Annotated in this window: 20 protein-coding genes; 14 read left to right on the plus strand and 6 right to left on the minus strand. The window is 37.9% G+C overall.

Annotated elements, in window-relative coordinates:
• Positions 1–8: 8 nt before the first annotated feature.
• Positions 9–1,169: a hypothetical protein gene (locus NRE15_RS04590; RefSeq protein ID WP_313794425.1), complete on the minus strand. Its 1,161-nt coding sequence runs from the start codon at positions 1,167–1,169 to the stop codon at positions 9–11.
• Positions 1,170–1,275: 106 nt separating this feature from the next.
• Complete coding sequence (locus tag NRE15_RS04595; protein WP_313794426.1) at positions 1,276–1,665, minus strand: hypothetical protein; 390 nt, start codon at positions 1,663–1,665, stop codon at positions 1,276–1,278.
• 444 nt (positions 1,666–2,109) lie between these two features.
• Here NRE15_RS04595 and NRE15_RS04600 point away from each other — a divergent pair, with 444 nt between their 5' ends.
• Positions 2,110–2,994, plus strand: coding sequence for a helix-turn-helix domain-containing protein (locus NRE15_RS04600; RefSeq protein ID WP_313794427.1), 885 nt, complete (start codon positions 2,110–2,112; stop codon positions 2,992–2,994).
• 124 nt (positions 2,995–3,118) lie between these two features.
• Here NRE15_RS04600 and NRE15_RS04605 read toward each other — a convergent pair whose 3' ends face one another.
• On the minus strand, positions 3,119–3,244 hold the full coding sequence (locus NRE15_RS04605) for a Fic family protein (protein ID WP_313794428.1): 126 nt from the start codon (positions 3,242–3,244) through the stop codon (positions 3,119–3,121).
• Between the two features lie 412 nt (positions 3,245–3,656).
• Between NRE15_RS04605 and NRE15_RS04610 the strand changes: the two genes are divergently transcribed.
• The 9 genes from NRE15_RS04610 (at position 3,657) to NRE15_RS04650 (ending at position 11,808) form a co-directional block, all read left to right on the plus strand.
• Positions 3,657–4,850 (plus strand): hypothetical protein, encoded by a 1,194-nt coding sequence (locus NRE15_RS04610; RefSeq protein ID WP_313794429.1) that lies wholly within the window; start codon positions 3,657–3,659, stop codon positions 4,848–4,850.
• A 98-nt stretch (positions 4,851–4,948) separates the two neighbouring features.
• On the plus strand, positions 4,949–5,635 hold the full coding sequence (locus tag NRE15_RS04615) for a response regulator transcription factor (RefSeq protein WP_313794430.1): 687 nt from the start codon (positions 4,949–4,951) through the stop codon (positions 5,633–5,635).
• Between the two features lie 84 nt (positions 5,636–5,719).
• Positions 5,720–6,637, plus strand: a complete 918-nt coding sequence (locus NRE15_RS04620) for an ABC transporter ATP-binding protein (RefSeq protein ID WP_313794431.1) — start codon at positions 5,720–5,722, stop codon at positions 6,635–6,637.
• Complete coding sequence (locus tag NRE15_RS04625; RefSeq protein ID WP_313794432.1) at positions 6,630–7,505, plus strand: hypothetical protein; 876 nt, start codon at positions 6,630–6,632, stop codon at positions 7,503–7,505. The genes NRE15_RS04620 and NRE15_RS04625 overlap by 8 nt, the downstream gene beginning before the upstream one ends.
• Before the next feature lie 21 nt (positions 7,506–7,526).
• On the plus strand, positions 7,527–8,378 hold the full coding sequence (locus NRE15_RS04630; protein ID WP_313794433.1) for a sensor histidine kinase: 852 nt from the start codon (positions 7,527–7,529) through the stop codon (positions 8,376–8,378).
• A 105-nt stretch (positions 8,379–8,483) separates the two neighbouring features.
• Complete coding sequence (locus tag NRE15_RS04635; RefSeq protein ID WP_313794434.1) at positions 8,484–8,894, plus strand: MerR family transcriptional regulator; 411 nt, start codon at positions 8,484–8,486, stop codon at positions 8,892–8,894.
• Between the two features lie 100 nt (positions 8,895–8,994).
• Complete coding sequence (locus NRE15_RS04640; protein ID WP_313794435.1) at positions 8,995–9,906, plus strand: nuclease-related domain-containing protein; 912 nt, start codon at positions 8,995–8,997, stop codon at positions 9,904–9,906.
• A 321-nt stretch (positions 9,907–10,227) separates the two neighbouring features.
• Positions 10,228–11,445: an NAD(P)/FAD-dependent oxidoreductase gene (locus NRE15_RS04645; RefSeq protein ID WP_313794436.1), complete on the plus strand. Its 1,218-nt coding sequence runs from the start codon at positions 10,228–10,230 to the stop codon at positions 11,443–11,445.
• A gap of 9 nt (positions 11,446–11,454) precedes the next feature.
• Complete coding sequence (locus NRE15_RS04650; RefSeq protein WP_313794437.1) at positions 11,455–11,808, plus strand: DUF488 domain-containing protein; 354 nt, start codon at positions 11,455–11,457, stop codon at positions 11,806–11,808.
• A gap of 25 nt (positions 11,809–11,833) precedes the next feature.
• Here NRE15_RS04650 and NRE15_RS04655 read toward each other — a convergent pair whose 3' ends face one another.
• Complete coding sequence (locus NRE15_RS04655) at positions 11,834–12,190, minus strand: hypothetical protein (protein ID WP_313794438.1); 357 nt, start codon at positions 12,188–12,190, stop codon at positions 11,834–11,836.
• A 147-nt stretch (positions 12,191–12,337) separates the two neighbouring features.
• Here NRE15_RS04655 and NRE15_RS04660 point away from each other — a divergent pair, with 147 nt between their 5' ends.
• The 4 genes from NRE15_RS04660 to NRE15_RS04675 all read left to right on the plus strand — a co-directional run bounded on the left by NRE15_RS04660 (position 12,338) and on the right by NRE15_RS04675 (position 14,778).
• Positions 12,338–13,102 (plus strand): hypothetical protein, encoded by a 765-nt coding sequence (locus NRE15_RS04660; RefSeq protein ID WP_313794439.1) that lies wholly within the window; start codon positions 12,338–12,340, stop codon positions 13,100–13,102.
• A 188-nt stretch (positions 13,103–13,290) separates the two neighbouring features.
• Positions 13,291–13,524 carry a hypothetical protein gene (locus NRE15_RS04665; RefSeq protein ID WP_313794440.1) on the plus strand — a complete coding sequence of 78 codons (234 nt, stop codon included), beginning with the start codon at positions 13,291–13,293 and terminating at the stop codon, positions 13,522–13,524.
• Positions 13,525–13,556: 32 nt separating this feature from the next.
• A complete protein-coding gene (locus NRE15_RS04670; RefSeq protein WP_313794441.1) occupies positions 13,557–14,051 on the plus strand; it encodes a sigma-70 family RNA polymerase sigma factor in 495 nt (164 codons plus the stop codon).
• Positions 14,041–14,778 carry an anti-sigma-I factor RsgI family protein gene (locus NRE15_RS04675; RefSeq protein WP_313794442.1) on the plus strand — a complete coding sequence of 246 codons (738 nt, stop codon included), beginning with the start codon at positions 14,041–14,043 and terminating at the stop codon, positions 14,776–14,778. The genes NRE15_RS04670 and NRE15_RS04675 overlap by 11 nt, the downstream gene beginning before the upstream one ends.
• Before the next feature lie 828 nt (positions 14,779–15,606).
• On the opposite strand, the gene NRE15_RS04680 is transcribed toward NRE15_RS04675, so the two are convergent.
• Together NRE15_RS04680 and NRE15_RS04685 are read right to left on the minus strand one after the other, a co-directional pair.
• Complete coding sequence (locus tag NRE15_RS04680) at positions 15,607–16,260, minus strand: DNA alkylation repair protein (RefSeq protein WP_313794443.1); 654 nt, start codon at positions 16,258–16,260, stop codon at positions 15,607–15,609.
• Positions 16,261–16,358: 98 nt separating this feature from the next.
• Positions 16,359–16,829 carry a GNAT family N-acetyltransferase gene (locus NRE15_RS04685; RefSeq protein WP_313794444.1) on the minus strand — a complete coding sequence of 157 codons (471 nt, stop codon included), beginning with the start codon at positions 16,827–16,829 and terminating at the stop codon, positions 16,359–16,361.
• Positions 16,830–17,119 lie beyond the last annotated feature (290 nt).

Raw genomic sequence — 17,119 nt, forward strand, 5'->3', positions numbered from 1 at the left:
TTAACTCATTAATAATATTGAAGCTTTCTTCCATCTTTAGCTGAATAAATCAGATAAAGATTGTCATCGACAAATAGGAGTTCTTCTCCAGTATCACTAATTGCACCATCTTTTTCTTGCAAATCTTGTGTATACCTAACTATCCAGTATGGTTTTAAAGTCATTTTAATACTATCACTATTAGTTATTTCGAGATCCACCGATTCAAACATAGGAAAGTAAGCAAGTTCGATATAATTAATAGTTATATTCTCTACATTTAGAAGATTATCTGTTTCAGCTTTAATGATGGAAATCAGTTGATCAACTGAAATTGGAGTTAAGTTTGACTGAATCGGTTCACCCAGTTCGGTGTATAATCCGCCACCATTTATTAAAATAATTCCATTTGAATTAATTAAAAAATTCATTCTAGAACCTGGCAAAGAAAATCCAGAATCACCCAGTGAATACCCAATATTTGTCAAAAGTAAATCATTGAAAGTTAATCGATAAGAAAGAACATAGGCTTGGTCTTCACTGTTAAATTCAGTTAATGTTTGATTTTCTTTTACTGAAATGAGATTATCATTAAGTGAAATTAATTGTTCTGCAGTCAAGGTTGCTACTTGAGGATTTTCCAGGTATTCTATACCAATTCCATCCATTAGATTTTCAACTTCTTCTTTAGCAGAATCTAAAGATAAGTCTGACAACTCTTGTTCGGGATATTCAATATAAAAATTAGGATTATCAAATTCTACAACTCGAGAATACGGTTTATCCAACATATAAGAACTACTATAATTAATCCCTCTAAAAGAAATTGATGCGCTATCGTTATCAGCGTTTATGTAACTTTTTTCCCACCACTCATCGTTAGTAATTTCAATAGGATGGTCTTTACCTAAAATAATGGTAGCTGCCTTGTCAAAATCAAAGTCAAACATTGTAACAGGTATTTTTTCAAGAAGATTTCCTTTAGAAACAACAATATCTGCATCGATTGATAGTTTTTCTGAGACTTTTTCACTTATATGATTAGGATACTCATTTAGATTGCTACTGGCATCATTCAGACTATTGACATCCTCTGATTCAATTTCAATTACACCTCTTTGCTGGGTTGGGAAACATCCGGTTAAAAAAATTGACATAGCGACTAAATATTTTAATTTCCTTTTATTCATTACACCACTCCCTCAAACTATAATACTATTATGATTATACTTTAATAATAAACAGACGAACAGAGAACAATCTGTTCGTCAAAAGGATTAGAAAAATAATGTTTAATTAAGGTGCCCAAGTACCACTAATAGTAGCATAATGAGTATAAGATTGAGCCTCTAGTCTCCTATAATCTCCATAAGTAGTACCATCAAGATAGGTTAAGGACATAGAATAGTTCCCAAATACTTGGTAAGAAGAAGTGGATCTTTGGGTACCAAATATTGTATTTTTAACAACTCTGTATTGTACATTATCAGTTTGAACCAAATCGTTATATTTAGTATTAACTACGGCAAAGTTGTCGTAGTCATTTTTAAAATTTTCAGTAGTTATTAACACTGTTCCTGGTGAAGGAAAGTGGAAATAATAATCCTGATTTACTGCATAAGCTATTTGAGGTGAGAATAAAACTGCCATAGCAACACCTTTAAATAATTTTGTTTTAATGCTCATTTTTTAATTTCTCCTTTTTAAAATTATAATAATACAAAAAGAGTAAAATAATTTACTTTTATTCTCAAGTGACTGACATAGAGTTAAGTTAATTTGATTAGAATCAATAAACTTATCAGCTGTGGGAAATATATTAATCATAAGATTATAACGTTTTCATTTGAAAATATATTCAATAAAATAATCTAGTCAAATTAAAATGATCCAACTACAATACTTGTGCTATAATACAGTCAAAGTCAATAATGTCAAAATCATTTGGTAATATTTGAGAGGGATTTAAGAAAAAATATAACATTAGACAAAGAAACAAAGACCTTACTTGTTTAATATCATCACCTCCAATAACCTAAGCATATCATAAGTTTTATCAATTTGTTTTTTATTAACATATATGTTAATAATTTAGCAAAATAACATCTATATTTTAACAGGAGGTTTACGATGCATTACGGTAGACTATTAAAACGCTTTCGAGAATCAAAAAAAATAACGCAAGCGCAATTGGTCGATGAATCAATCACCCCACAGTTTTTGTCTAAATATGAAAATGGTAAATCAGATATTAAACTATCTACCTTTTTAATATTATTAGATCGTTTGAATGTCAGTATTGCTGAATTTAATACTGAATTGCGTGGTTTAGAGCCTTCACCTCAAAGTAAATTTTTAAAAGAGTTAAATCAAGCAAAACACTCTAAAAATAAGATTTTTTTACGAGACCTAATTAAACAACAAAAACAATTATCAAGTAAATCCCAAAATCCACGTTACCAACATAATATCATACTTGCTAACCAAATGGTTTGTTATATTAGCAATCAACCCTATGATTCTGAACAAGCCGAAGTAATTTCAAATTACTTAAAATCAGTCGAACACTGGGGTATCTACGAATTAACCTTATTTGGAAACAGTATTTTCTTTTTTAATACAGTACAATTGAATTCTTTCGTTTCAATTATTTTATCTAAAACAAATAAATATAGTGCAGCCTTAAGACAAAAAGATGAATTTGCAAAAATAATGCTAAACATGATTAACTTTTGTCTCTTTAATGATGAAATTGAAACCTCGGAAAGTCTTTTTGTAAAATTGGAATCTATTTTAAAAGGGAAAAGATATTTTTATCAAGAAAATCAGTTGAATTACCTATATGGCATTTACTATATTCAAATGAATGAGGTTTCAAAAGGTAAAGAATATTGCGATAAAGCGATAGAAATTTTAATCCACTTTAAAGATTATGATAGCGCGAATGCTAAGCAAGAGGAGCTAGACAAACTTCTTGAATCAATTGGTTTCTATTCTAATTTGTCCATAACTTAAGTTTTATGATAATAAAGGTGTTAGAAAAATGGCTCGTAAGTCCTTTTTTGACACCTATATTTTGAGTTCAAATAGAACTTGTTCTATTTTCACATTTTCTACTAATGACCAATCATTACATTTCTTAGCCTGTTTTTAACATTAAATCGAACCATATTCGTGTAGAACGACCGTTCCCTTCAATAAATGGATGAGCGATATTCATTCCTACATATTTGTCAATTATTTGATTGAGATTTTCTTCCGACATTATTTCAATCTCACCTAAAACAATATGCAAATATACAGTCGATGCAAACAAAAAATTATCCTATGAAATATTTACCGTACGAATTTGTCCTGCATGATAACCTTCGATTCCTTCAAAAAGTCCTAAATGAATATCTTGTAAGCCCCTCACAGTTCCTACTTCAATTTGTTTTAAGTTGTCCTCATCCACAATTTAACGCGCTTAATTTCGACAGATTCTCTGGATTTTGAATCATTTATCTCAGTCCATCCTTTGTGCAGATTTGATTATAAAATAAACTATTCTTAATTTTTGGTACTAGATTTGGCTTTTTAAAATGAAGTGAGTGAATAAATTTAATTTATCAACTGGTCTTTCTTCCGGGATTTTATGCTAAACTAACTGTGATGAATTAAACAAAGGGGTTGAGCTTATGAATGTATTTAAAAAAATTAGCTTGCTGCTGATTATTATTTTGTTGCTTATGATTATTGCCTATAAAATAATTGCTGCTTACCAAGAAAGAAACTACCAGTCTGTCGTCAAATCATTATTAACTCCTACAACAATTCAACCAAATACTTCCAACAATACAGCTATTCTTCCCCTCTATGTCGACAAACAACCCATCACTCAACTCGCTTTAATTAATTTTGAACAAAATCCAGAAGCAGTATATAATGCTTTAGAAATTCAATTTTTGGAACGCGTTGATGCATCTGGTTACCGTATTTTAGCTTACCGTAATGATGGTTTTGTGGATGTGTATGATGATGTTAACTTACCCATTGATCTCAACGAAAGTTTTGAGGTCGCTGGTAAAGGTGCCAATGCACATGTAAGTCGGGATTTAGGTCAAGTCATTTTTGAAAAAGATGATCAAGGTAATGTAACGATAGCTTTTAGTTTTATCGATTTACTTAACCGTCCTATTGAAGTTGCGATTAAAGAAGGAATTGACAAACCTTCAACCCCTTTAAATCTACTTGCGCCAATTGGCGTTGGTTCCGAAAAGCCTTCTTACTTTCCCCTCTTCTGGCTCTATGATTTTGACTTTATACGCACGAGTCAATTAACTTGTGATATAAACATTGATGGGAATGCTATTTCGCCTGATCCCTTCCCCGTGCCTTTCCCTATCGATGGTCAACTGAGGAATTTCATCCGTTATAGTTTTGATGCACGCTTGTATTCATTATTTGATGTTAATAAAGGAACTTTGCGTAAAGTTACACTCAATGAACAAAATCAATGGATCGAAAATGATGTGGTCTATCAGTTCGACGAGCAAAATCAGCTTACGTTTATCAACCATCAAACAACAGCCATCGTTTTTGAGCCTAGTCTAAATTTAAGCCAATCTCACAAGGGTCAGATTAATGTTGTCACTCAAGATAATATGGGCTATATTCAAGGATCCTACCAAGTAACTGTTATGAATGACGGGAAAACACATTTAACTTTTCACTTTGATGATGGTTGGAAGGCAAATGTTCCGCTCCTGATGCATAAGATTATTGTTAATGACAATTCCGTTTTCGCAAGTTGGCCTAAACAATACTATTTTGACTTAACGATTGATTGGCAGGCAAACACTTTGGAGGGTAAGTGGGAAAATCGCCAGTAATTGACACACTCATTGGATACATACAGCCTGCTTTTATGCTATAATTTAATCAAATTCTAATGGTTCCAGTGATATTTATTATGGGGGTTGGGTGTTTGATGAAGATTTTAATTATCGAAGATAATCAAGATATCCAAACGATGCTTGTGGAGGCAATTGGGCAACAGGGTCACCAGACGGTGAGTGCTTATTCGGGAACGGAGGGCCTGTTATTACTGCAACTGCATGCGATTGATTTGGTGATTCTGGATTTAATGTTGCCGGGTAAAAGCGGTCAAGACGTTTTGCGAGAAATAAAGTCTCACTCTGTCCTACCGGTCATTGTCATTTCGGCTATGAATTCAATGGATGAAAAGATTGCGCTTTTGAAGGCCGGTGCCGATGATTATTTAGATAAACCATTCAATTTACGGGAATTAATGGCACGGATTGATAATGCTATCAAACATTACCAGGGGTCAACGTCAAAAGCCGTTTATCAAATTGAGCATTTGGTTTACGATTCTAATGACCATCGGATGACTTATAAGCAACAGGAGTTAAACTTTACACCCCAAGAATTTAAAATTATGAGCTTATTTATGCAGAACCCCAATAAGATTTTTACAAAGCAAGAATTATTTGAATTGGCTTGGGATAGTTATTATATCGGAGAAGATAAGACCTTGAATGTGCATATTGGTAATATTCGCAAAAAGCTGTTTGCGGTCTCTGAGCGTGACTGGATTGAAACCGTTTGGGGAATTGGCTTTCGTTTAAACCCTCAAATAAATACCGCTGATTAACGTCGTCTTTACCCTTTCTTTACTCTTTATTTGCGATGTTCTTAACCCTTATCTTTATACTGTGTTTTAAAGGAGGAGATGGCAATGCAATCAGTCATTGAAACGCACAATCTGTCGAAGCAATATGGATCTGTCCATGCACTCAATCAAGTCAATATCTCTGTGGATCAAGGTGATATATATGGTCTCATCGGTCGTAATGGTGCGGGTAAAACCACTTTAATGAAAATCATAAATCGTCAAATTTTAGCCAGTGAGGGGAGTTTTGACATTTTAGGTGAAAATGTCACGCGTAATGATAATATATCCTTACGAATTGGCACTTTGATTGAAGCACCGGGACTTTATTTAGATTTAACAGCCTATCAAAATATCGCTTTGAAGTGTCAATTAGCAGGGATTCGTCGTCCGGGTTATATTGAAGAATTGTTACATTTAGTGAATTTAGCGGATACCGGGCGCAAGCGGGCAAAGAATTTTTCTTTAGGGATGAAACAGCGTTTAGGCTTGGCGATTGCCTTGGTGGGTGATCCAGATATTTTATTGTTGGATGAGCCTACAAATGGAATGGATCCACAAGGGATTGCTGAGTTTCGGCAGATGATATTACGTTTGAATCGCGAACGGCATATTTCCGTGGTCATCTCTAGTCATATTTTAGGTGAGTTATCCAAGTTTATTACCAAGTTAGGGATTATTCATGAAGGTCAATTGATTAAGGAAGCGCGTTTAAGTGATTTAGAACATGAGAATCAAGATCATTTGACGATTAAGGCCGCTGATTTAAAACCTATCGTGGCTTTTCTTGAAGACCAACTGCATATTACTAATTTTACAGTCATATCGCCTACAGAATTACATATTTTTGAACATTTACAAGCACCGGAGTCGATTAGTCATCCTTTAATTAAAGCCGGTATCTTATTTGATACCTTGGAATTAGATCGACATTCTTTGGAAGATATGTTTTTGACATTGACTGGAGGTGCTGTCCATGCTTAACTTCATTCGTTTTGATATCAAGAAGTTGTTTTTGATGCGCGGTTTTTGGATTGCTCTAATCATTTTTGTTTTATTTTGTGGTATGACTTTGATTATCGATAGTATGGATTATCATGCGACCTTTGAAGACTATCAGACTTCGCAAACGGCTTTGAATGAAATGGCTGAAAATGAGGGGAGTGGCGATATCCGTATAGAAGTTGAATCGACGCAAAATTTGTTAACGGAAGAAGAATATCTGATTTATAAAGAGCAACTCCGTGAACGGATGACCATTACCGATTTTTCTTTATCATCCTATGGAATAACTATCGTCATCGCCTACATCTTTTTCGCCTTATTTGTCGGTAATGATTTTTCGAGTGGGTATTTGAAAAATATGTTGGCTCTGCGCGGCGCCAAATGGAAATGGGTCACTTCTAAGATAGTGGTGGCGGTCGTTTTTAATCTAGTCATGTATTTAGTGGCTTTAGGATTTGGAGTTTTGTATGAAATAAGTGCTGGTCAGTTCCCGGCGGCTATTAATTTAGGTCATCTAGTGTTAAATTTCTTGTTATACAGCTTACTGTTTATTTTGATTATGTTATTAAATGTGGCATTGTTGCTGATTTTCCAAAGCAAAGTAACAATTATGGTCGTGAGCACCTTGTTAAGTATGGGCTTGCATATTAATATTTTAAATCAAATTGGTAATTTAACCGGCCTCGATCTCACATCTTATTTCTATTCCATTCGCCTACAAAACATGGGAATGGATTATCAAGGCCTTATCATACCAGCTTTGGTCAGTGGGTTGATCAGTTTCCTTCTATTATATAGCTTTAATCGTTGGTATGTTTACCGCGTTGATTTTAAATTTGAAAGTTAATTGCTTTAAGGAGGTAAAACGATGATTGGACTACTCATTTTTCTGTTAGTCGTTATCACAGCTTACCTCCTTTATTATCGTTATCAAGTCCATCTCATTCAAAGAGAACTCAAGGAAATCCAGCGCCGCAACTATACCAATCAGCTGTTAACCCAGGAATTCCATAGCCAGGAATTGAATGCTTTGATTGCTAATATTAATGAAACAATTGAAAAAGAGCGTCGCCTCAATCTGCAGATGATTCATCACCAAAACGCTTTGAGTCATTTGATGACTCACTTATCCCACGATATCCGCACCCCTTTGACAAGTTTGTCTGGTTTTGTCCAACTGTTGGAGCAAGCTGAATCCGAAACTGACAAAGAACGTTATTTTGCGATTATTTACCAGCGCCTAGCTGATTTAAACCGCATGCTAGATGAGCTCTTTTTGTTGATGAAGTTAGATAATGTGAATTACTCGATTGATTTAACAGCCGTCGATTGGAATGAGTTTATTAAGCAACATCTTTTGAGTCATTATGATCGTCTGTCTGAAAACAGCTTGCAGCCGGCCGTTCATTTACCTCAAGAGGCTGTCATGATAAACGCCAACGAGACATTGCTTGTGCGTATCCACGACAATTTGCTCAAGAACATCCTGGATCATGGCGGCAGTGATATTTATTTGGGGTTGCAGGTTGTAGATCAAACCGCCCACTTCACCCTCTCAAATAAATACCCCCTTCACAAAGAAGCTAGCGCTGCTAACAGTGGCCTTGGTTTAACCATTGTCGCTGCTGCCGTCGAGAATATGCATGGCAGCCTTGAAATTGCTGACAATGACAGCTTGTTTGTAGTGGAAATTGTGATGCCGTTGCATGAAGTTGGGTAAGGTTTAGATAGACAGCAGGCTGGCTGTCTTTTTTTGTGGGGTATTTATTTAAGGGGTTGACCTAGAGTGAGGTCTAGGTGGTAAACTGTCGTTAGAGGTGAAAAAATGTCTTATCGTATCGGAGAGTTAGCAGAAAAGGTCGGAATGACGATTCATGGTTTGCGGTTTTACGAGAAGGAAGGTTTGATTAAGCCAGAACGCCAAGGCAATAACCGGGTGTATAGTGAAGAGGATTACTTATGGATCAAGTTTTTATTGCATATGAAGGCGACGGGGATGTCGCTGCATGATATGAAGCGTTACACGGACTTGCGGAAAAGTGCCAATCCGCCTCTAGAGGAATTAATGGCAATTTTGACGACGCATCGCCAAAGTGTCCTTGAGCAAATTGCCTTGTATCAAGCCAATTTGGAAGTCATAGAGAATAAAATTAAGGTTTATCAAGAACAAATTGATGAAAACAAAGGAAAAGACTTGTTTGATAGTTTTAAAGAGGACTTTCAAGGGGCTGATTGAGACGTGAAGATTTTTAAGAAAAGTTTAAGATTTAAAAAAACCAAAAAATAAAGATGGAAATCGACTCTTTTTACGTATATATAAGTAAAGGAGCGATGAAATGGAAAAAACGATACAACATAAAATTTTAGAATCGATGGCTACGCGCGGGATGATTCATGATCAGAAATGGGAACAAAAGTTAAATCGTCTAAAAAGTGGTTATGATGGTGAACTGGCCTTTATAAAGTGGTTTAATCAGTATAATCGCAGTTACTGGAAATTAGAGATCGATTATTGGTTTGATATCGATGGTAGAAAACAAATTGATGATATTCTGATGGCGAACCATCGCTGGATTGTTGTCGATGTGAAGAATTACTTTGGAAAATTTAACTACCTTGAGGGCGATTGTTTGCTAAATGGCTTTACAATGGGGACGGATATTTTCAATAACTTGGAAACCAAAACGAAAAAAGCACGCCAAATAGCTGCAGAGATTAGCCGCAACATCCAAGTAGATTCAGCAATGATATTTATTGGAGATCATTGCCAAGTCGAGTTGGATTGTGTGCCGAAGGCGCAAGTGGTGATGCGTAACGGCTTGTTCCAGTTTATTGATGGGCTCGAGTTCGCAGAACCCATGGCGGATTGGCTGCAGAAAAAAGTGGCGACCAAGCTGGATTATTATCGTACGGATGAGAGACCACCGGATATTGCCTTGAGTCCGACGCAATTTAGTGAATTGAAGAAAGGCATTCAGTGTCCGCATTGTAAACAATCCAATCTCCACATCAATCGTGTGTGGATTACTTGTAAAGAGTGCGGTAGAAAGGAATCCTATAAAGATGCCATTTGTCGGCATGCCGTCGAATTGAGTTATCTGTTTTATTATCACCCGAAAATGGTGACGACTAGTAATGTGTATGCGTTGATGGGCGGGCAAATAAATAAGCGAGTAATTAGAAAATATTTAGTTCAAGAATTTCAAGCTATGAAGTCTAAAAAATACTGTTATTACAAAGTAAGATAGATATTTGTTGTTTAATGAGGCTTTTTAACTCAACTAGGTTTTTCTGAGTGGCATAAAACCGGCCCATTGTCACTCAGATTTTCTCCCATGACAATAAGACGCCCCATTGTCACTCAGATTTTCTCTCATGACAATAAGACGCCCCATTGTCACTCAGATTTTCTCTCATGACAATAAGACGCCCCATTGTCACTCAGATTTTCTCTCATGACAATAAACCACATTTCCCCCATCCCCTAAGCACTTTCATTCGCTTTCAGGCACGAACAAGGTATACTTTACTTAAGAGAGGCTGACAAGTTAAAGAAAGGTGGTAACAAAATGAAGTTTGATACGTTGATTGTGGGTGGGTCGATTGCTGGTTACAATGTGGCTAAGCAATTGCGTGCCCTGGACTATACTGGAACCCTTGCGATTGTTGAAAAAGAGCCTTATTTGCCCTATGATCGTAAGGAGTTGTCGAAAACTTGGTTGAAGGATCGTGAAAAGCTTGATCCGCCGTACATGCAGGACCAGGCCTTTTATGATGAGCGCGACATTACCCTGCTTCTCAACACGCAAGCTACCGCGGTTGACCCTCAAAATAAATATCTCAGCACTAACGAAAAAGGGGATATTTATTATGAGTATTTGGTGTTGGCGACGGGGTCGCAATTGCGGACACTTGATGTGCCGCATGCGGATGCTGAGGGAATATACTATTTGCGGAACTTTGAGAATGCTTTGGCGATTAAGGAGCGAGCCAAAGAGGTGGAAAAAGTGGCGATTGTGGGTGGCGGTTTTATTGGGCTTGAGTTAGCGGCTACTTTGTCGACTTTTGGGTTAGATATTACGGTCATTGAATATACGCAAAATCCTTTAGGACGGATTATTGGTATGGATGCGTCGGATTATTTTGTGAAGATGCACCAAGCGCATGGGATAAAATTTATTGTTGGTAGTGGTGCGAGTGACTTTCAAGTGGATGATGCTAATCAAGTGACAGCAGTCGTAACGGATAAAGGGGTGGTTGTGCCAGCGCAGATGGTTATTGTGGGTGTAGGAGTTGTGCCTAACTTGACGTTAGAGGTGCCTGGGTTAGAGGTGGATCATGGGATTGTGGTGAATGAATTTAGTGAAAGTTCACTACCAAATATTTTTGCCGTTGGAGATGCGACGATTTGGCCATACAATGGCAAAATGATTCATATTGAACATTGGGAGAATGCCTTTAATCAAGGAAAGACATTGGCAAGCAATATTATCGACCCCCAAAGTAAAGCCTTTAAGGTGATGCCCTACTTTTGGACCGACCAATATGACCAGACATTTGAGTATTTAGGCAATACGCGTGAGTGGGCTGATACGGTTATCCGGGGTGACCTCGATTCAGGCAAATTCACTATTGCCTACTTAGATGACCAAGATATCCCATTGGCCATCCTGTTTGCTAATCATGCTGATGCCCGCAAGGAAGTGGCAGGCTTATTAAGGCAACGCAAACCCTTAAATCGTGAAATGTTTAAAGATAGAGAGCATAATCTAACCGAACTTTATTGAGGTGATGACATGTTAAAGTTGAAACGGATTTATGAAGCAGCGGAAGACACTGATGGCTACCGGATTTTGGCGGACCGCTTGTGGCCACGGGGTGTGAGTAAGGAAGAGGCGCAGATTGATGCGTGGAATAAGGATATTACACCTTCCAATGAACTACGCAAAGAATATCACAGCCAAGCGATTGACTTTGCCGAGTTTTCTATGGAATATCGGGCCGAGTTGGAAAAGAATGCACAGGCTTTAGAGGCTTGCCGCGAAATTGCCCAAAAAGCAAAAGACGAAACCGTCACATTGTTGACCGCGACCAAAGACATCGCCACCAGTCACTTAGTCATATTAAAAGACTACATTGAAAATGCCTAAAAAAACTGAGCGAAGCAAACTTCGCTCAGTTTTTAGCTGGGTCGCGCCAGACATAAATAATCAATCCTAGAATTAGTCCGACTAGTACTAGATGCATAAACCCTTTGATGACAATCGGCCAAGCGGCTAACATTTCAATTGCAACAGGTAAAATAACGACCATAGCAACTAAAATGGCAACTGTCGTCCACACCTTTTGCGGCGTAATCAAGCGGAAACTACTCCAAATATTAAAAACTAAAAAGAAAAAAATGGTGGTAATGGTTGCATGGACAGCACCTTTTGCCACGGGCGTTAAACTCCTTGTTAAAGGTACAACAATTAGGAAGACAACAACCAGTGCCCCTAAATAGATTAAAGCTTTTTTGAATTTTGCGTTCATAACATCCTCCTGACAGTTTAAATCACCTATAATTATAGCATTGTCAGATTCGAATGGATTATAAAAGATGCTTATAGTAAACGCAATCAAATTAATCGTAAAACACGCCAATTAGGAGTACAATAACATCATAGGAGGCGTATTAAAATGAAATATTCATTGAAGAAATGGATGTTATTGTTAGTTGTTGCTATGTTCGCACCAGGGTTAATATTCGGAGATATTTACTTAGGGGTTTTTCCTAATCCCGTCGTTCATGCACAAAGTGTTTCGCCTAAAAGCCATGCCCAAAAGATTATTGATGGTTTAGCGGCCATTTATCCTTCGGATGTTTTACCGACGTACGTATTGACAGAGAATGACCCGCTTTATGTCACGGCCGCAACGACAGGTAGCCGTAATCAGGACGATTTCAACATTCTCTATTATGCCGAAGATAAACCCATCGAAATCAATGATTTAGCCGTCAATAATTTAACCCCCATCGCTGCCTTTCAAAAATCAACCTATGATACCGAACAACATGCAGCGGATGCGGTTCAACAAGTGTTAGATCTGCAAGGCCAAAAAGTTGATTTAGGTTATGGCATTACCGGTTATATGCAAGGTGCAGCCGGGTCAAGTTATTTAAATTGGCAAGAAGGTAACTGGAGTTTGGTGGTTCAGGCATCTAATATTGATAATGAAGATCCTGTCCCATTAGCCAAAGAAATTGTGACCTATCTTGAAGAAATCTATTTACCAGCGCCGACTTCCGTGGGCCAAATCACTTTGAGAGTGACCCCAACAGGTAACTACAAAGACAACACGGTTATCTGGCAAGATGGTAATATCGTGTACAAAGTATCCCATTATGATGCCATGCATGCAGTTATCATGGCCGGTTCAATTACCAACCCAACGGAACAATAATTAAAACCCTAATAAATATCCCAGTATCTCGAGCAAGTTACTGCCCTGTGCAGGAAGTGATATTGGGGTATTTTTTATGAGTTTGACAGCAATTCATCAATTATTTATTTTTTTGAAAGGATTTGACTTTCTCATTCGTATTATAAGTGAAGAAGGTTTTCTTCAATAAAAAATAGGAGTGTTTTATCATGAAAAAGAAAATGGTGCTTTTAGCAGTTGGGGCTTTATTATTAGTTGGTGGAACAAGTGTTTATGCAGCAGCTGTGCCGGGAAACCAACGTCCAACACAAACCAATGAGTACGATGATTACCCTCATTGTCATCAAATGGATGCCGATGGTTGGATGCCGCAATATTTGCAACATCAAAGAGGTCGATTCAATTCGTTTGGTCCTCAGTTTCAGATGATGCATCCATATTGATCAGCAGAGATATTTAGTTAAAGGTGGGAATTATGAAGAGTGAAGCGAGTGTCGTAGAGGCTATTGAAACATATGGCGACACGATTAAGCGGATTTGCATGGTTTATTTGAAGAACCAGGCCGATACGGAAGATATTTTTCAAAATGTTTTCATTAAATATGCGACGCAATCTCCACTCTTTGACTCTAAGGAGCATGAGAAAGCGTGGCTAATTCGTGTAACCATTAATGAATGTAAGGATTTCCTGAAAAGTTTTTATAAAAGCCATTTTGTTTTCAATCGTGATGAAGTGATTCATAATCAGTTAAGCGTTTCGATAGATACAGGTTCAAACGAGTTGCTTGATGCCGTTCTTTCTTTACCAAGTAAATATCGCGAGGTTCTTTATTTGTTTTATTACGAGGAATACTCAGCCGTTGAAATTGCAGAGCTTTTAAATAAAAATCCCAATACAATCTATACTAGACTGGCGCGTTCAAGGGATCTGTTAAAGGTTAAGTTAGGAGAGTCATCTAATGGAAAATAAAATCAAACAAGCTTTTGACAGTATTCACGCTGAACAAGAGTTAAAAGATAAAACGGTCGCATCAGTGCTTGACTACATGCATCGACAAGGTGACAAACAAACCAAAAAGCGTTGGTATCGCCATAGAACGCTGTTGACGACGGTGTCTCTGGCTTTGGTGGCTGGGTTGATTGCTTTCTTTGTATATCGACAACCCGTTTCAGCTGTTTCGATTGATAGTACGACGTCGATTGAAGTGCATTTTAATCGTTTTAATCGGGTGGTGGAAATTATTAATTATGATGAACATGGGGATGTGAGTCAGTCTAGTCTGACGTCAAATGCTCAAACATTTGAAGGGTTGATGGAAGAAATTTTGGCAGCGATGGATACTGAGGATATTTATATTACAGTGGCTGGTCAAAACGAGAATCAAAATCGTCATATGATGGCTTATTTTGAAAACTATCAGAGTGACGAAAATCAAACTATGCATCTTTATCAAAGTTCAGATGAAATGATGATGCAAGCGATGGAAATGGGGATGTCTATGGGCCGGATGAATGCAATGTCTCAGCTAGAAACTGCCGGCGAAGATTATACGGATGGCGAATTCGATGATGATTCCACCGCGGATATTATGCAAGCCTTTGAAAAGCATCACAGGCAGATGATGGACTCCAATCATATGCAAGACGGTCAGATGCAGCAGATGATGGAAGGGTCTATGCATCACAACCGGCGGTGAGTGGTAAGTAAGGAATTGGGAATGGGGTTGTAGAGGTTGTTCCTATTTTCTACGTAAGCGGGAAGTGAGCGGACGTTAAATAAAGCTAATCGGTCATCAAATGACTGATTTCGTGACTGAATAAAGCTAATCGGTCATCTGCTCGAGTAGCAAATGACCGATTAATTTGGTTCTGTCCAAAATCCTGGTAAAAAAGGACAGAATAACTGGATTCTGTCCAAAATCCTGGTAAAAAAGGACAGAATAACTGGATTCTGTCCAAAATCCTGGTAAAAAAGGACAGAATAACTGGATTCTGTCCAAAATTCGAGTGGAAAAGTAAGTGGCAAATGAGAAAACGTTATTGATACTCAGATATTTCCATGTGACAATAACTTAGATGAGCATCGAAAGTCGGCCTATCACTTCCCGATTACGGTGGCGAAGTTTATGTTCTTCCTCGTCACCTGGGCGAACGCCAAATGAGGCGCCGTTTGGCGGGAGATTCACGAGCGAACGCCAAATGAGTCGCTGTTTGGCGGGGGATTCACGAGCGAACGCCAAATGAGTCGCTGTTTGGCGGGGGATTCACGAGCGAACGCCAAATGAGTCGCTGTTTGGCGGGGGATTCACGAGCGAACGCCAAATGAGTCGCTGTTTGGCGGGGGATTGAAGGATTCGTCATTTCAATTTCAACTGCTCAACCCACTTGACGGCTTTCAGTGAGAATCGAAAGCCGGCAAATCAAAAATATAAGATACGGCTTATCCAATCACCGGTCATTTACTTCTCACTTACGAGTAAACAAAAAAGCCATGCCCATTAGCATAGCTGTTGTCACAAAAAAGTTTAACTTCGTTTACCAACTTCAATAGCAATAAACTCCGGCAAGTAAGATGGCGTACACCCCTTGGAAACCATCTCCCCTTTATACAAGCCCAACCGTTCCCCCAAATCTATACAACGTTCGCGGTACTGTTCGTCATAAATACCAATCCAACCCGCTGTCAAATTCATGGTGAATTGAACTTCAGGCACTTCATCAGCCATGCCCGCTTCAATTTTATCTAATAATTCAGCTGTATTATCCGGTGGGGTCTGCCCTGTCCAACGTTGACGCGCTTGGTAATACCAATAGGTTCGGCGTTGCAAGGCCAAATCACTGTGTTCCCAAGAATCAATCAAAGTGAGTAATTTCTTGTTTTTACTAAGTTGATTTGCATACAACCAATCCATCAAACTGATGCGTTCATCATAAGGATGCTCTGACATATCGGTAATCAATCGATCAACTTCTTTGGCGTCCAATTGCTTTTTATCCATGATTAAAATGGCTAACATTCGCGCATTCAGTTCACCACTTGACCACAATTCCATGGCTAATTCATGATCTAGCTTAATTTCTTTAGCCAACTTGCGAAGTTCCCCACGCAAGGTATTGGGTCCTAACTTTGCAAGCAATCCTTCCGCTTTAGCAGAGATATTTTCTTTTGTTGTTTTCATCAATAATTCCTCCCAATCGCGTACAACCTTAACATAAATAAGGTTCATCGAACGCTACTTTTGTCGTTCGTCACCAATCTAAACGCTTCACAATTATCTTATCGCCCATAAACCTGCTCAAACACCCAATCTTTAACTTCGGTAAAAAGCTGCTCACTTATTACCTTAGGATAAGTCATCAAAACCACGGGAACAGGCTCTTTATCATCTGACAAAGCCGGTTGCTCATAAGACCAATTACTTAACACAAAGCCATTTCTTTCATAGAAAGCGGCACGCCTTTTTTGAATTTCGTTTACTGGTGGTTCAATTTCTAGTATAACAGGCTTTGTTTGACCGTCCAACTCCAACCACTCAAGCAGTAACTTCGAACCTAGTCCGCCACCGCGAAAACGCTCATCAACCGCAAAATGCTCTAAAAACACAAAACTTGGTCCATCCCAGATTGCCAAAAACGCCGCTAATACTTGTTCAGACAAATACCCATAAACCTGGTATTCAGGACGCGAAAATAAAGCCAACTGCTCTTCAACGGAACGATATTCTTCCCTTGGGAAAGAAGCTTCCATTAAAGCATAGACCGCTTCGAAATGTTCAACCGATAATTTGATTAGTGTGATAACTATCACCTCCTGTAATTAATTGGAATGGAAGAACCGATTTTTGCCTTTTATGTGACCTAATAAAAAATCGGTTGGCTTCTTAGGTGAGTGGAATGTGGAAGGAAATTAATAATAACAAGCTCATCCAAAAATTTTGCTTGATGCTTAGCTAGAATAGACGAGATTTCATCGCCAGTGTGCATAAAGTGGAATATTCTATCCGAGTTTGTTCCACTTAACCTAACCTACTTACGTTA

The organism is Fundicoccus culcitae (genome assembly GCF_024661895.1).
Lineage (GTDB): Bacteria > Bacillota > Bacilli > Lactobacillales > Aerococcaceae > Fundicoccus_A > Fundicoccus_A culcitae.

Bases quoted from the DNA above. Each gene is read 5' to 3' on its own strand.
- NRE15_RS04605 (WP_313794428.1), bottom strand. From the start codon at position 3,244: ATGTCGGAAGAAAATCTCAATCAAATAATTGACAAATATGTAGGAATG.
- NRE15_RS04655 (WP_313794438.1), bottom strand. From the start codon at position 12,190: ATGAACGCAAAATTCAAAAAAGCTTTAATCTATTTAGGGGCACTGGTT.
- NRE15_RS04640 (WP_313794435.1), top strand. From the start codon at position 8,995: ATGGAAAAAACGATACAACATAAAATTTTAGAATCGATGGCTACGCGC.
- NRE15_RS04615 (WP_313794430.1), top strand. From the start codon at position 4,949: ATGAAGATTTTAATTATCGAAGATAATCAAGATATCCAAACGATGCTT.
- NRE15_RS04645 (WP_313794436.1), top strand. From the start codon at position 10,228: ATGAAGTTTGATACGTTGATTGTGGGTGGGTCGATTGCTGGTTACAAT.
- NRE15_RS04635 (WP_313794434.1), top strand. From the start codon at position 8,484: ATGTCTTATCGTATCGGAGAGTTAGCAGAAAAGGTCGGAATGACGATT.
- NRE15_RS04625 (WP_313794432.1), top strand. From the start codon at position 6,630: ATGCTTAACTTCATTCGTTTTGATATCAAGAAGTTGTTTTTGATGCGC.
- NRE15_RS04620 (WP_313794431.1), top strand. From the start codon at position 5,720: ATGCAATCAGTCATTGAAACGCACAATCTGTCGAAGCAATATGGATCT.
- NRE15_RS04630 (WP_313794433.1), top strand. From the start codon at position 7,527: ATGATTGGACTACTCATTTTTCTGTTAGTCGTTATCACAGCTTACCTC.
- NRE15_RS04665 (WP_313794440.1), top strand. From the start codon at position 13,291: ATGAAAAAGAAAATGGTGCTTTTAGCAGTTGGGGCTTTATTATTAGTT.
- NRE15_RS04600 (WP_313794427.1), top strand. From the start codon at position 2,110: ATGCATTACGGTAGACTATTAAAACGCTTTCGAGAATCAAAAAAAATA.
- NRE15_RS04660 (WP_313794439.1), top strand. From the start codon at position 12,338: ATGAAATATTCATTGAAGAAATGGATGTTATTGTTAGTTGTTGCTATG.
- NRE15_RS04590 (WP_313794425.1), bottom strand. From the start codon at position 1,169: ATGAATAAAAGGAAATTAAAATATTTAGTCGCTATGTCAATTTTTTTA.
- NRE15_RS04595 (WP_313794426.1), bottom strand. From the start codon at position 1,665: ATGAGCATTAAAACAAAATTATTTAAAGGTGTTGCTATGGCAGTTTTA.
- NRE15_RS04680 (WP_313794443.1), bottom strand. From the start codon at position 16,260: ATGAAAACAACAAAAGAAAATATCTCTGCTAAAGCGGAAGGATTGCTT.
- NRE15_RS04675 (WP_313794442.1), top strand. From the start codon at position 14,041: ATGGAAAATAAAATCAAACAAGCTTTTGACAGTATTCACGCTGAACAA.
- NRE15_RS04650 (WP_313794437.1), top strand. From the start codon at position 11,455: ATGTTAAAGTTGAAACGGATTTATGAAGCAGCGGAAGACACTGATGGC.
- NRE15_RS04610 (WP_313794429.1), top strand. From the start codon at position 3,657: ATGAATGTATTTAAAAAAATTAGCTTGCTGCTGATTATTATTTTGTTG.
- NRE15_RS04685 (WP_313794444.1), bottom strand. From the start codon at position 16,829: ATGGAAGCTTCTTTCCCAAGGGAAGAATATCGTTCCGTTGAAGAGCAG.
- NRE15_RS04670 (WP_313794441.1), top strand. From the start codon at position 13,557: ATGAAGAGTGAAGCGAGTGTCGTAGAGGCTATTGAAACATATGGCGAC.